At 55.8% G+C, this 13,089-nt stretch carries 11 protein-coding genes; 5 read left to right on the top strand and 6 right to left on the bottom strand.

What is annotated here, in order from left to right; translation table 11 throughout:
- Positions 1 to 5: 5 nt before the first annotated feature.
- Genes RTK32_RS00055 through RTK32_RS00045 form a run of 3 tightly spaced genes read right to left on the bottom strand, consistent with a single transcriptional unit; the run spans position 6 to position 2,982 of the window.
- Positions 6 to 974: a lysylphosphatidylglycerol synthase domain-containing protein gene (locus tag RTK32_RS00055; protein WP_312041508.1), complete on the bottom strand. Its 969-nt coding sequence runs from the start codon at positions 972 to 974 to the stop codon at positions 6 to 8.
- Positions 974 to 2,224 carry a cardiolipin synthase ClsB gene (gene clsB, locus RTK32_RS00050; RefSeq protein WP_312041507.1) on the bottom strand — a complete coding sequence of 417 codons (1,251 nt, stop codon included), beginning with the start codon at positions 2,222 to 2,224 and terminating at the stop codon, positions 974 to 976. The genes RTK32_RS00055 and clsB overlap by 1 nt, the downstream gene beginning before the upstream one ends.
- Positions 2,221 to 2,982 carry an endonuclease/exonuclease/phosphatase family protein gene (locus RTK32_RS00045; RefSeq protein ID WP_312041506.1) on the bottom strand — a complete coding sequence of 254 codons (762 nt, stop codon included), beginning with the start codon at positions 2,980 to 2,982 and terminating at the stop codon, positions 2,221 to 2,223. The genes clsB and RTK32_RS00045 overlap by 4 nt, the downstream gene beginning before the upstream one ends.
- A gap of 185 nt (positions 2,983 to 3,167) precedes the next feature.
- Between RTK32_RS00045 and RTK32_RS00040 the strand changes: the two genes are divergently transcribed.
- The 4 genes from RTK32_RS00040 to RTK32_RS00025 all read left to right on the top strand — a co-directional run bounded on the left by RTK32_RS00040 (position 3,168) and on the right by RTK32_RS00025 (position 7,550).
- Entirely contained in the window at positions 3,168 to 3,548 is a 381-nt protein-coding gene (locus tag RTK32_RS00040; RefSeq protein WP_312041505.1) for a YbhQ family protein, read from the top strand.
- A gap of 243 nt (positions 3,549 to 3,791) precedes the next feature.
- Positions 3,792 to 5,201 carry an ATP-dependent RNA helicase RhlE gene (rhlE, locus tag RTK32_RS00035; RefSeq protein ID WP_312041504.1) on the top strand — a complete coding sequence of 470 codons (1,410 nt, stop codon included), beginning with the start codon at positions 3,792 to 3,794 and terminating at the stop codon, positions 5,199 to 5,201.
- A 108-nt stretch (positions 5,202 to 5,309) separates the two neighbouring features.
- The gene (gene dusC, locus RTK32_RS00030; protein WP_312041503.1) at positions 5,310 to 6,257 is read left to right on the top strand and encodes a tRNA dihydrouridine(16) synthase DusC; all 948 of its coding nucleotides are present in this window, start codon (positions 5,310 to 5,312) and stop codon (positions 6,255 to 6,257) included.
- A gap of 99 nt (positions 6,258 to 6,356) precedes the next feature.
- A complete protein-coding gene (locus tag RTK32_RS00025; protein WP_312041502.1) occupies positions 6,357 to 7,550 on the top strand; it encodes an MFS transporter in 1,194 nt (397 codons plus the stop codon).
- A 36-nt stretch (positions 7,551 to 7,586) separates the two neighbouring features.
- On the opposite strand, the gene RTK32_RS00020 is transcribed toward RTK32_RS00025, so the two are convergent.
- Positions 7,587 to 9,194, bottom strand: a complete 1,608-nt coding sequence (locus RTK32_RS00020) for an inorganic phosphate transporter (protein ID WP_312041501.1) — start codon at positions 9,192 to 9,194, stop codon at positions 7,587 to 7,589.
- Positions 9,195 to 9,414: 220 nt separating this feature from the next.
- On the opposite strand from RTK32_RS00020, the gene RTK32_RS00015 reads away from it, so the two are divergent.
- The gene (locus RTK32_RS00015) at positions 9,415 to 10,428 is read left to right on the top strand and encodes a DUF481 domain-containing protein (protein ID WP_312041500.1); all 1,014 of its coding nucleotides are present in this window, start codon (positions 9,415 to 9,417) and stop codon (positions 10,426 to 10,428) included.
- A 53-nt stretch (positions 10,429 to 10,481) separates the two neighbouring features.
- On the opposite strand, the gene treB is transcribed toward RTK32_RS00015, so the two are convergent.
- Positions 10,482 to 11,903, bottom strand: coding sequence for a PTS trehalose transporter subunit IIBC (treB, locus tag RTK32_RS00010; RefSeq protein WP_312041499.1), 1,422 nt, complete (start codon positions 11,901 to 11,903; stop codon positions 10,482 to 10,484).
- A gap of 451 nt (positions 11,904 to 12,354) precedes the next feature.
- On the bottom strand, positions 12,355 to 13,089 hold a 735-nt coding region (locus RTK32_RS00005; RefSeq protein ID WP_312041498.1), incomplete at its 5' end, for a L,D-transpeptidase family protein.

The following is a 13,089-nucleotide window of genomic DNA, read 5'->3' as shown; positions in this document are numbered from 1 at the left end:
TTTTTTTACGCCTGTTTTTGCATATCCTGCTGGTTTTTATGCCGCAGGCTTTTGGCCCGGCTTTCCAGCCACAGATAAAGCACCAGCGCCAGGAGCAGTGGCGCGATAAAATAAATGACGCGGTAGGCCAGCAGGCCCGCGATGATTGCCCCATGCGAGAGGTGCTCCCCGCTCAGCAGCGCCAGGAACACCGCTTCCAGCACCCCAATCCCCGCAGGAATATGAATAATAACGCCTGCGATACTGCTGATCAGCAGCACGCCCAGCACCTGCGGATAATCCACCTGCTGTGCAAACAGCAACCAGATAATCATCCCCATCACCAGCCAGTTAGCGCTGGATACCGCAAACTGCAGCAGCGCCATACGGAAAGAGGGCAGGGCCAGCTTGTGGCCTTTTACCGTCCAGCGGCGGCGTTTGGAGAAAGCGCAGAGCGCGAGATAGAGCACCACAAAGGCCAAAAGCCCCACGCCAATCGTGCGTAGCGTGCCTTCACCAATAAACCAACCTTGTGGGATGGGCACCGCGCCGCTACTGAAGACGATGCCGGCCACCAATACGTAGCCCAGCCAGTTAGTGGCAATACTGAGCGAAAAAATACGCGTAATGGTGCTGCCGCTCAGGCCAAGCCGTGAATAAAGCCGATAGCGCATCGCCACGCCGCCTACCCAGGTGCTGAGCGTCAGGTTAAAGGCGTAGCAAATAAACGACACCAGCATCACCTGCCGCTTTTGCAGCTTGTGGCCGCAGTAAGCCTGGCCGATGAGATCGTAAAGGCCGTAAGTCAGGTAGCTCACCACCACCAGACCTACGGAAGCGAGAATAGCCGTGCGGTTATAGTGGGTAATCACGTTAAGCACGTCATGCCAGTTGACCTTGCGGGCGTAAATCACCAGCAGCACGACTACCGCAATAAAAAAGAGGCCGGTTAGCGCTTTTTTTACCCATTTCCAACGAGTATGTGACTGAGACATCAGGATTTTGCCCTCTCTTTTTCACTGTCCGATTCGACCCGGTCCTGGGTTTCCATCTCTGGCTGGACCGGCGGAGCAATCTGCGCCAGCTTAGGGGTATGCGCGGGCAGCCAGCCGGCAATAGCCGGGAAATGCCGCAGGAAGTGAAAGGCTACGATGCTTTTCCCCAGCTGCCACCAGTTTTGCGTAGGCAGCTTGTTCTCATCTACCCGCTCGCAGTCCTGAGTCAGCAGCCGGGTCAGCTCAGTGCGCAGGAGCTGGTTAAAAGAGCGATCGTGAATGATTAAATTCGCCTCCAGGTTCAGCGAAAGGCTGAGCGGATCAAGATTGCTGGAGCCGACCGTTGACCAGAAATTATCCTGTATCGCAATTTTGGCATGGAGCGGACGCCGAATATATTCATAAACCTCCACGCCACCGCTAACCAGATAGTTGTAGAGCAGTTCTGCGCCAACCTTCACGATCGGCATATCGGGCTTGCCCTGTACGATCAGTTTTACCGACACGCCGCGCTGGGCTGCCGAGCGCATCTCACGCAGCAGGTGATAGCCGGGGAAAAAATACGCGTTGGCGATAATCACCTCTTCTTTGGCCTCGCGCAGCATATCCATATAGTGTTGTTCGATATCGTCACGATGCTCATCGTTATCCCGCCAGACAAACAGCACCTGAGCGTCGCCCGGCGTGCGGTTACGGGCGACGCGGTGCGACCGTCCACCCCACCAGCGGCGTACCGGCTCCTTACTGTTAATCGCCTCTTTGACGTAGCGGGCAATATCTTCCACCACCGGGCCTTTGACCTCGACGGTATAGTCCTGTTTCGCTTCCGGGCCGTAGCTGGAGTTGTGCTCGGCGGAATAGTTAATGCCGCCGACAAACGCAATTTCACCGTCGCAAACCACGGTTTTACGGTGCATACGACGGAAAAGATTGGTCCTTACGCCAAAGACCAGCGGGCGTGGATCGTAAAAAATAAAGCGCACGCCAGCCGAGGTCAGGCTGCGGATAAATTCGGGCGAAAGGTCATTAGAACCGTAGCCGTCCAGCAGCATTTCAACTTTGACACCGCGCGCGGCGGCATCCAAAATCACCTCTTGTAATGCTTTACCGACCTCATCCTCAAAAAGAATAAAGGTTTCCAACAGGACACTTTCTTTTGCCCGGCGGATAGCCTCAAAGACGCGTGGAAAATATTGTTCGCCATTGGCCAACAGGCGCAGGCGATTACCGTCACGCCATTCCGTTTTCATAAGTGTATCTCCACAGCCAAAGGCGCGTGATCGGACAGGTGCGACCAGGGTCGCAGCGGTATTTTTTGTGGATGACTGATAGCGGCATTACGGACGTAAATTCTATCCAGTCGTAACAGAGGGAAGCGGGCAGGGAAGGTGCGCGCCGGGCGGCCAGTTTCCTGGCTGAATACCTCCTCCATCCCGGCTCCCTGTTGTAAAATCTTATTGGCTTTTTGCTGCCAGTCATTGAAGTCACCCGCCACCACCACGGGTTCATCCGGCGGCAGGGTGTTAAGCAGTTCGCAGAGCATAGTCAGCTGAGCGGTGCGATGGGCGTCTCGCAGACCTAAATGCACGCAAATGGTGTGTAAGATTTTGTCGCTGTCAGGGAGCGTGATTTTACAGTACAGCAGGCCCCGTTTTTCGGTCCCCTCTACGGAGATGTCGCGGTTTTCATAGGACAAAATCGGAAAGCGAGACAGCAGCGCATTACCATGATGCCCTTCCGGATAGACAGCGTTACGCCCATAGGCGAAGTCCTGCCACATCATCTCGGCCAGAAATTCGTAATGGGGCGTATCGGGCCAGTTTGACACTTTAATTGAGTGCAAATCGTGGGAGCCCATGACCTCCTGTAAAAAGACAATATCGGCCGAGGTCGCCCTCACTGCATCCCGTAATTCCGGCAAAATAAAACGCTTATTGGAAGCGCTGAAACCCATGTGTGTATTGATCGTCAGGACTTTTAATGAAAATCCTTGCGGTTTTTGTGACATACTGTGCGCGCTCTCCTCTTCGGATCAGGAAGAGTAAAGTGTAGTCCTTGTCACAAAAGTGTGCCGCTAAGTGCAGAAATTTACGGCATTAATTAAGAACTACGGTAGTCTGATGAAATGCGTTATCACTTACTGTGATAGCCAGGCTTGGGCAGATCGCCGTTGGGTCTGCCGGGAGATAAAAAATGAAGTGGTCCAATCGTGTTCAGATTGTTACCGGACAAACCCTTGTCCATATCACGCTGCACCTGCTGCTGATCGCCGCCCTCGTTTGGGGCTGGAAACATCATGCGCTGTTGCAGGTCAGCTCGGTGTTACTGGCGATGTATGCCAGCGTCTTTATCGCTATGCTGCCGGCCCAACATATGCCGCGCTTACGTCGCCTGGGCGACTTTTTGGAAGACGTCACCACCACTTACTATTTTGGCGCCGCAATGCTGGTGCTGTTTCTGCTTTCTCGTGTCGTGCATAACAACCTGCTGCTGGGTTGCGTTGGCGTAGTCATGCTGACCGGCCCTGCCGTAGTGTCGCTGCTGGCTAAAGAGCCGGTGCGCGCTCGCCGTTAAAGCCGGGCGGGCCGTAATGGCCCGCCATCTTACTCTCCCTCTGCTTTTCCGCTGTCCCCCCGTCACTTTTCAGGCCGCGAAAGAATATTTCGCTCCGGACGCGTAACATCTGTTATAATCCGGCCCTTACGCACCGTGGTTTGTGCCCCCTTTCAAGCGTCAGGCTGAGCCTGGCGTCATATTCTCCCCCTGGAAACTACACCGCTTGTCGCGGTCAGGGCGGAACCGGAGTCAGTCAACTTTATGTCATTTGATTCTCTCGGCCTTAATGCCGATATTTTGCGTGCCGTTACCGAACAGGGCTATAACGAGCCAACCCCGATTCAGCGTCAGGCGATCCCTGTAGTGCTTGGCGGGCGTGACCTGATGGCCAGCGCCCAGACCGGTACCGGTAAAACCGCTGGTTTTACCCTGCCGCTGCTGCAGCTGCTAAGCACTTCAAGCCCGCATCCAAAAGGTCGTCGCCCTGTTCGTGCGCTGATCTTAACCCCAACCCGCGAGCTGGCTGCGCAGGTGGGCGAAAACGTTCGTGATTACAGTAAATACCTGGATCTGCGCTCGCTGGTCGTCTTCGGCGGCGTCAGCATCAATCCGCAGATGATGAAACTGCGCGGCGGCGTCGACGTGCTGGTGGCAACGCCTGGCCGTCTGCTGGATCTGGAGCATCAGAACGCGCTGGATCTGTCTCAGGTCGAAATTCTGGTGCTGGACGAAGCGGACCGTATGCTGGATATGGGCTTTATCCACGATATCCGTCGCGTGCTGTCCAAGCTGCCGGCTAAGCGTCAAAATCTGCTGTTCTCCGCTACCTTCTCTGACGAGATCAAAACCCTGGCGGAAAAATTGCTGCACAACCCGGAGCAGGTGGAAGTGGCTCGCCGCAACACCGCTTCCGAGCAGATTACCCAGCATGTGCATTTTGTAGATAAAAAGCGCAAGCGGGAACTGCTTTCTTTCCTGATCGGCCGTGACAACTGGCAGCAGGTGCTGGTGTTTACCCGTACCAAGCACGGTGCTAACCATCTGGCTGAACAGCTGAATAAAGATGGCATCACTGCGGCAGCGATCCACGGCAACAAGAGCCAGGGCGCGCGTACCCGTGCACTGAGCGATTTTAAAGACGGCAATATTCGCGTACTGGTGGCGACCGATATCGCCGCGCGTGGTATCGATATTTCCGAACTGCCGCACGTCGTGAACTATGAGCTGCCAAACGTGCCGGAAGATTACGTACACCGTATTGGCCGTACAGGCCGTGCTGCGGCCACCGGCGAAGCGCTGTCGCTGGTCTGTGTGGACGAGCACAAGCTGCTGCGCGATATCGAACGCGTGCTGAAGCGTGAGATCCCGCGTATCGCTATTGAAGGTTACGAGCCGGATCCGAGCATTAAAGCAGAGCCGATTCAGAACGGTCGTCAGCAGCGCGGCGGCGGCGGCGGTGCAGGCCGAGGTCGTGGTGCACCGCAGGGTAATCGCGGTGGCGAGCGTAGCCAGAGCGGCAACCGTAGCGGTAGCGGCGGCGGTCGTGGACAGGCAGCCAGCGGCGAGCGTAGCCAGTCAGAGCGACAGGGCAACGGCCCACGTCGTCAGGGCGAAAGCGCTGGTGCACCGCGTACGAATAAAACCCGTCAGCGTCGCTCCAACCCGGCGTAACGGTAAACGGTAAACGGTAAACGGTAAAAAAGGGGATCTTCCGATCCCCTTTTTTTTGCTGGCGGCTAAGCCAGTCTCCTCTTTTTTCTATCAGCAACGGTTTGTGACATGCGCGTTTTACTGGCCCCGATGGAGGGCGTGCTTGATTCACTGGTGCGCGAACTGCTCACCGACGTCAACGATTACGATCTCTGCATCACCGAATTCCTGCGGGTGGTCGATCAGCTTTTGCCTGCCAAATCCTTTTACCGGCTCTGTCCTGAGCTGCATCACGCCAGCCGTACGCCTTCCGGCACGCTGGTGCGCATTCAGCTGCTGGGTCAGTATCCGGAATGGCTGGCAGAGAATGCGGCGCGTGCGGTGGAGCTGGGCTCCTGGGGAGTCGATTTAAACTGCGGCTGCCCTTCCAAAACCGTTAACGGCAGCGGCGGCGGCGCCACTCTGCTGAAAGATCCCGAGCTGATTTATCGTGGCGCGAAAGCGATGCGCGAAGCCGTTCCTGCCCATTTGCCGGTGACGGTTAAAGTACGGCTGGGGTGGGAATCCGGCGCGCGACAGTTTGAAATCGCGGATGCGGTAGAGCAGGCTGGTGCCACCGAACTGGCGGTACACGGGCGCACTAAAGAAGACGGCTACAGGCCGGAGCGTATCAACTGGCAGGCGATCGGTGAAATCCGTCAGCGACTGACTATCCCGGTTATCGCCAACGGTGAGATTTGGGACTGGCAAAGCGCGCAGGATTGTCTGCAGGTAACGGGATGTGACGCCGTGATGATTGGGCGCGGCGCGCTTAACGTGCCCAACCTGAGCCGGGTAATCAAATATAACGAGTCGCCTTTGCCCTGGCCGCAGGTCGTCATGCTGCTGCAACGCTACGTGCAGCTGGAAAAACAGGGCGATACGGGCCTCTATCATGTTGCCAGAATCAAACAGTGGCTGGGCTATTTGCGCAAAGCCTATCAGGAAGCCAACAATCTGTTTAGCCAGGTACGCGCACTGAAATCCTCAGGCGAGATCGCGCTGGCGGTGGATCGTTACGCGTTAACGGTGAGGTAGCTCACCATATAAATTACAAGTTTGTAACATTTTGCCGCGAAATCTCTTAGCCTGCTAAGGTATAATGCAGGCTTATCACTCTCATTTTCCGGCTCCGACATGTCTGCAACCCCAGCCTTATCCCGCGCTCAGCTTAACAAGCGCATCATTTCCGTAGTGATCTTTACCTTCTTTTGCTACCTCTCTATCGGTCTGCCGCTGGCGGTACTGCCGGGCTATGTGCATAACCAGCTGGGTTACAGCACCTTTATTGCCGGGTTAATTATCAGCCTGCAATACTTTGCTACCCTGATCAGCCGCCCGCAGGCCGGGCGCTATGCCGATCTCCTTGGCCCAAAAAAAGTGGTCATGATGGGGCTGATCCTGTGCGGGGTCAGCGGCTTGTTCAGCATTCTGGCGGTCATAGCCAGCGCGCCGCTGACCAGCCTGATATTGTTAGCGGCCGGACGAGTGGTGCTGGGGCTGGGTGAAAGCCTGACGGCCACCGGCTCCATTCTCTGGGGCATTAATATTGTCGGCACCACCCAAAGCGCACGGGTGATCTCCTGGAATGGCGTGGCGACCTATCTGGCGATGGCCCTGGGCGCCCCGCTGGGCGTCCTGCTCAATACCGCCTTTGGCATTCCCGGATTTGCCGGATTGATTGTGTTGATGGCGGTTTTCGGCTTCTGGCTGGCAACCCGGCGGCCGGCAGTCGTGGTGACCACAGGCCAGCGTATTCCGTTTACCCAGGTGTTTTTCCGTATCTGGCCGTACGGGTTGTGTCTGGGATTAGGAACGATTGGTTTTGGCGCTATCGCTACCTTTATTACGCTCTATTTCGCCCGTCACGGCTGGCATGGCGCGGCCTTTTCGCTGACGCTGTTCAGCATGGGCTTTGTGATGGTGCGCCTGGTGTTCGGCAATGTTATCAGCCGGTTTGGCGGCCTGCGCGTTTCTGCCTGTTCTTTTGCTATTGAGAGCATCGGGTTACTGATCCTCTGGCAGGCGCACTCGTCGCTGATGGCGGATATCGGTGCCTTTCTCACCGGCTCCGGCTTCTCGCTGATCTTTCCGGCGCTGGGCGTGGAAGCCATCAGGCAGGTTGCGCCGCAAAACCAGGGATCGGCGCTTGGCCTCTATTCTGCCTTTCTGGATTTCGGCTTAGGCATTACCGGGCCGGTGGCCGGTCTGCTGATGGGGTGGTGGGATATTGATACCGTCTATCTGGCGACGGCCATTGTGGTGCTGTTTGCGCTGATAGTCATTATGCGGCTGCGTCAGCGAGCGAGCGCGACGCCAGAAACGAGCTGATGGCTGCATCACAAGGATGCAGCCTGAAAACAGCGTTTAAAAGCGGGTGAAGAGCCAGTAAAGGGACGCGGAAAGCACAATCGACACCGGCAGCGTTAATATCCAGGCCATGGCCAGGTTGCGCAGCGTGGCAAGCTGTAGTCCGGACCGGTTAGCCGCCATGGTACCGGCCACGCCGGAAGAGAGGACGTGTGTAGTGGAAACCGGCAGGCCAAAGCCGTCTGCGGCGCCAATAGTCGCCATCGCCACCAGCTCTGCGCTTGCACCCTGAGCGTAACTCAGATGCGTCTTGCCGATTTTTTCTCCCACCGTTACCACGATCCTACGCCAGCCTACCATCGTCCCCAGGCCCAGCGCGATAGCCACCACAACCTTCACCCACCAGGGTATAAAGCGCGTAGCGTTATCCAGCTCCGCCTTTAGCGCATCCAGATCGCGCTGGGTCTGAGCAGGGAGTTTGAACTGCGGTTCGCTTTTCAGATGCTTAATGGTTTCCGAAGCCAGATACATATTGTTGCGGGTATTAGAAACCGCCCCGGCCGGTATTTTATCTACGGTGCCATATTGACGGATCTGATCGCCAATAGCCCCGGTTAGCTGCGCCAGGGCAGGCAGAACCTGCGGCGTTAGCGTCGTGGTGCGCACATAGGCTGTCAGCACATTGTAGGGAGAAGCCGGGGCCGGGACGCCGGGCGACTGGCGCAGCAGCTCCTGTTGCGTCACGGTAGCCAGCGCCGCTACGCGTGGGCTTTGCTCCGCAGGAATAGAACGGTTCAGCGCGTAGGCCATCGGCATGGTGCCCACCAGGATCAGCATAATCAGCCCCATCCCTTTCTGCCCGTCATTGGAGCCGTGTGCAAAAGAGACGCCGGTACAGGTTAAAATCAGCAGCCCGCGTATCCAGACCGGTGGCTTACGGTCGCCCTGTGGCGCACTATACAGACGGCGATTTTTCACCAGCCGCTTCATCAACAGCAACAGCAGGCCCGCGCAGACAAAGCCGACTACCGGCGACAGCAGCAGCGCATAACCTACTTTCAGCGCCTGATCCCAATCCACACCGCTGGTGCCGGTACGGCCGTGGATCAGCGCATTTGCCACGCCAACGCCGATAATAGAGCCGATAAGCGTATGGGAGGAGGAGGCTGGCAGGCCAAACCACCACGTCCCCAGGTTCCAGAGGATGGCGGAGAAAAGCAGCGCGTAAACCATCGCAAAGCCGCCACCGCTGCTCGCCTGTAAAATTAACTCTACCGGCAGCAGCGAGATAATACCGAAAGCCACCACGCCGCTGGAAAGCAGGACGCCCAAAAAGTTAAAGAATCCTGACCAGATTACCGCCACAGTTGGCGTAAGGGAATGGGTATAGATCACCGTTGCCACGGCGTTAGCCGTATCGTGAAAGCCGTTAACGAACTCAAAGCCCAGGGCAATCAGCAATGCCATCCCGAGCAGCAGATAAGGAACGTAGCTGGTGCTGGCGCTGCCTGCGTCGGTGACGTCGTGAAAAAGATTCACGCCAGCAAAGGCGATACCCAAAAGCAGCAGCAGGATAAACAGCAGGATCGAAAGCCGACTGTTTTTTTGAAACACGGGGCGACTGCTGGCCGCCGGATAGTGCGGAATTGCGCTGTTGTCGCTCATAAATCCTCTCAGCCGTCAGCGAAAAAGAGACACCTGTCTGAAGGTGTACGCAGAGTTGATGACAGTAAGATGACCGAAACGGGGCCGCGAAAAGCGTATTAACACGTCACCTGAGGTTAATCGCCTTATTTATCAGATATATCCCGCTGATTAACGGGCAAGTTATCAACTAAAGTATAGCCAACCCCGTCTGCTGTTTCAGAGGATTGTCCCCCTGCTTATGTCTTTTGCCTTATCCCGCCCGGGACTGACCGGCCTGCTATTACTGTCTGTGTTAACAACGGGGACGGCCCGTGCCGATACGGTCTGGATGAAAAATGGAGACCGCCTTAGCGGCACTCTACGCTCGCTAAGTGATAAAAAACTGGTGATGGATAGCCCTTATGGCGGGACGCTCTCGCTTGACTGGGGGGCGGTCAGTACGCTCTCCAGCGACAAGCCGATAGATCTGCGCAGCGGCAAAACCGTCCTTAAAGCGCAGCTGAAGGCCGCCGAACCCGGTTATATCGTGGTGCGAAAGGGCACTGAAGAGCAGCGCGTACAGGTTGCCAGGTTTGAAGAGTTTATGAAGCCGAAAGCCAAAACCGACTCACTGACCTGGACCGGTAATATAGACGTGGGCGTTAGCCTGAAAAAAGCGTCAACCCGTACTCAGGACTCCCATTTTTCCTACAACAATAAAATTAACGTCGGCAAATGGCGTAACGATTTCGGCGGCACTTTTACGCGCGAGAAAGAAGACGACAGCATGAACACGGAAAACTACAGTTTGCGCTACGCGCTGGACTATAAGTTCCAGGAACGCCTGTTCTGGCAGGGCAGGGCCAGCTACAAGCGTGACTGGGTGGAGGATCTTTCAGAACAGGCTTTGCTGGGCACCGGCCCTGGCTACCAGTTCTGGGATAACGAGCTGGGGTCTTTCTCGCTGGCGTTGCTGGGAGGCGCATTTACCTACGGCTACAGCGACGGAAGTGAAGACAGTCATTTGGGCGCGTCGCTGCGCTGGGACTACCAGCGCTTTCTTGAGGGCAGAAAGATTGCTTTGTTCAGCCGCGGCGACACCGGACACTCGCTGGATGGCAACATCTTTTCGCTGGATGCGGAGGTCGGCCTGCGCTACCAGTTGACCAGCTGGTCATCGCTGAATGTCAGCTACGGCCATAACCTGGTCAGCGGCACGCGCGATACGCTAAACGAGCGTAACTTTACGACTGGCCTGGGCCTGAAGTGGTAGCGGGCTTCACCGGCAGAAGCGTGCCGTGTAGCCCGCTTTATCCACTCTTTTACTCAGACTACCAGCAGCTTACCAGCGGCCTTTTTACGTTTATAAATCGCCATGGTGAGCAGCAGCGGAATAACAATGGCGACAACCATTGCCATGCCAAACACGCCCCAATATTGCGTTTTGACCGATAAAATCGCCGGCAGGCCGCCGACGCCAATCCCGTTAGCCATGACGCCAGACAGCCCGCAAATCAGACCGGCACAGGCCGATCCCACCATGCCGCACAACATGGGAAAACGGTATTTCATGTTGATCCCGTACATAGCCGGCTCGGTCACGCCCAGATAAGCGGAAATAGCCGCCGGCACGGAAATTTCCCGCTCGTTCACTTTCTTACTCATAAAGATGATGCCCAACACCGCCGAGCCCTGCGCCATATTCGACAGGGCGATAATAGGCCAGACGGGCGTGCCGCCAAGGTTCTGGATAAGCTGTAAATCTACTGCCAGCGTAGTTTGATGTACGCCGGTAATGACAAGCGGCGCATAGAGAAATCCGAACAGCGCAGCGCCAACGGGTGCAAAGGGCCCGGTCATCAGGTGACTTACGCCCCAGGCAATCCCGTTCCCTATAATGCGACCAAACGGCCCAATAAGGGTATGCGCCAGGAAGACCGCAATCAGCAGCGACACAACCGGCACCACGACCAGCGTTAAATAATCGGGCACGATACGTTTTAGCTTAAGCTCGACCCAGGCCAGCGTCAGGCCCGCCAGAATAGAGGGAATAACCTGAGACTGATAACCGACCTTATCGATAGTGAACCAGCCAAAATTCCACGACTCGGGCACCTGTTGGCCCAGCAGATAAGCATTCATCAGCTGCGGTGAAACCAGGGTGATCCCCAGCACAATGCCCAGAATCGGCGTGCCGCCCATTTTTTTTACTACCGACCAGCACAGGCCTACCGGGATATAAAAGAAAATCGCCTCGCCGATTAGCCACAGAAAATCGTAAATGCTTTTCCAGACGACCGAGGCTGCGGTAAGCGGGGCGTCGTGATAAAGCGGTAAATCGCCAATCAGATTGCGAAAGCCTAATATTAATCCTCCGCTGATTAACGCCGGCAGCAGCGGGAAAAAGATTTCGGCAAAGTGCGAAATCAGGCTTTCGTGCCATTTCATATTTTGTCGGGCTACCCGCTTGGCGCTTTCTTTATCCGTGCCGCTAAGCTGCGTCTGCTTGAGCAGCACCTGATACCAGTCATCCACGTCCGTACCAATAACGACCTGAAACTGTCCGGCATTGGTAAAACAGCCCTTTACCATCGGTAGCGTTTCAATCTCTTTGGGCCTGGCTTTCGCCGGATCGTTAAGCACAAATCTGAGCCGGGTAATACAATGGCTTACCGTGGCTATATTGCTTTTTCCGCCAACCATCTCGATCAGCTTATCAATATCCTGAGCATTGCTTTTTTTCGCCATTTTTTGCCTTCCAGAGGGGACAGAGAAGTCTGACGGTGAGTGTTATTTTAATGAAATGACGTCACGTTTTTAAAACGTAATGAAAACATAGCTGCTTAAAAAATAACCCCAGGCGCCAATGTTCTGATTATTGAAAACGATCACAGAATAGAGGCGGAAATTTCACGGAATTGTCGATGAGAAATGAAAAAAATAGCCGATTAAAAAGGGCCAGCGCGGCCGGTTTTCAGGGGGGATGGGCTTGTTTATGTCCCGGTTAACGTAAAAATAAGGCATTAAATTAAGTCTGGCTTTATTTGCCTGTGCAGCATGAAGTAAAACACGGCAGCCTCTTTTAATCCGTTATCCGGTTCAGGCGATCTTCCTTCAGAAGTTGCCGCAGCCGATAACAGGTAAAAAAAAACGGGCCATTAGGCCCGTTTTTGCTGGTCAGTGAAGACCAGGCATTCGGTTACGACTGTGCTGGCGTAACGGTTTTACCTGTCACTTTAGAGGTTTTATCGTAAACCGGGCCAGGCTGCGCCGGAACGATAAAGCTGCTGCCGGTTGCCGCAGGAGCCTGCTGCGTATCGGTGGCCTGGCCTTCTGCAGGTGCGGGTTGACCATTATCGTTCGCGGCAGGAGCCTGCTGCGTGCCGTTGGTCTGACCCTCTACAGGGGGCTGGCTATTGTCGTTCGCGGCAGGAGCCTGCTGCGTGCCGTTGGTCTGACCCTCTACAGGTGCAGGCTGGCCGTCAACCGTTGCGGCAGGAGCAGCCTCCCCCGCGTTAGCGCCCTGCGGCGTAACCGGCGTGGCCGGTTTTTCGGTCGGCTGCGCGCCTTCGTTTTCCTGGACCGGGATCGGAGCGGCATAGCCGTTACCGGCTGCCCCGTTAACCTTGGTCGGCATCCCGGTACGATCTTTTAGTGCGGCTTCAAGGCTGGCGCTGTCCACGCTGGCATCGCTAACCACTTTATTCACGGCCGCAGTCAGCGTCAGCGGCACCGGCTCGCGAGAGTTAAACTGCTCTTCAGTCTGCGACAGCGGGTTATGCACCTCGATATAACGGGTGCCGTCCGGCTCCACGCTCGCTTTCACCGGCTGATCGATAAACTGCACGCGCGTACCGACTGGAATATTGTCGAACAGCCATTTGATATCGTCGGCACGCAGACGCACGCAGCCATGGCTGACGCGCAGGCCGAT

It is taken from the genome of Erwinia sp. (genome assembly GCF_031978025.1).
Taxonomy (GTDB): Bacteria; Pseudomonadota; Gammaproteobacteria; order Enterobacterales; family Enterobacteriaceae; genus Erwinia.
The sequence above is the reverse complement of the archived record's forward strand: the minus strand, read 5'-3'. Positions and strand labels throughout refer to the sequence as shown.

Coding starts and splice junctions, on each gene's coding strand:
- RTK32_RS00055 (WP_312041508.1), bottom strand. CDS start 974: ATGTCTCAGTCACATACTCGTTGGAAATGGGTAAAAAAAGCGCTAACC.
- clsB (WP_312041507.1), bottom strand. CDS start 2,224: ATGAAAACGGAATGGCGTGACGGTAATCGCCTGCGCCTGTTGGCCAAT.
- RTK32_RS00045 (WP_312041506.1), bottom strand. CDS start 2,982: ATGTCACAAAAACCGCAAGGATTTTCATTAAAAGTCCTGACGATCAAT.
- RTK32_RS00040 (WP_312041505.1), top strand. CDS start 3,168: ATGAAGTGGTCCAATCGTGTTCAGATTGTTACCGGACAAACCCTTGTC.
- rhlE (WP_312041504.1), top strand. CDS start 3,792: ATGTCATTTGATTCTCTCGGCCTTAATGCCGATATTTTGCGTGCCGTT.
- dusC (WP_312041503.1), top strand. CDS start 5,310: ATGCGCGTTTTACTGGCCCCGATGGAGGGCGTGCTTGATTCACTGGTG.
- RTK32_RS00025 (WP_312041502.1), top strand. CDS start 6,357: ATGTCTGCAACCCCAGCCTTATCCCGCGCTCAGCTTAACAAGCGCATC.
- RTK32_RS00020 (WP_312041501.1), bottom strand. CDS start 9,194: ATGAGCGACAACAGCGCAATTCCGCACTATCCGGCGGCCAGCAGTCGC.
- RTK32_RS00015 (WP_312041500.1), top strand. CDS start 9,415: ATGTCTTTTGCCTTATCCCGCCCGGGACTGACCGGCCTGCTATTACTG.
- treB (WP_312041499.1), bottom strand. CDS start 11,903: ATGGCGAAAAAAAGCAATGCTCAGGATATTGATAAGCTGATCGAGATG.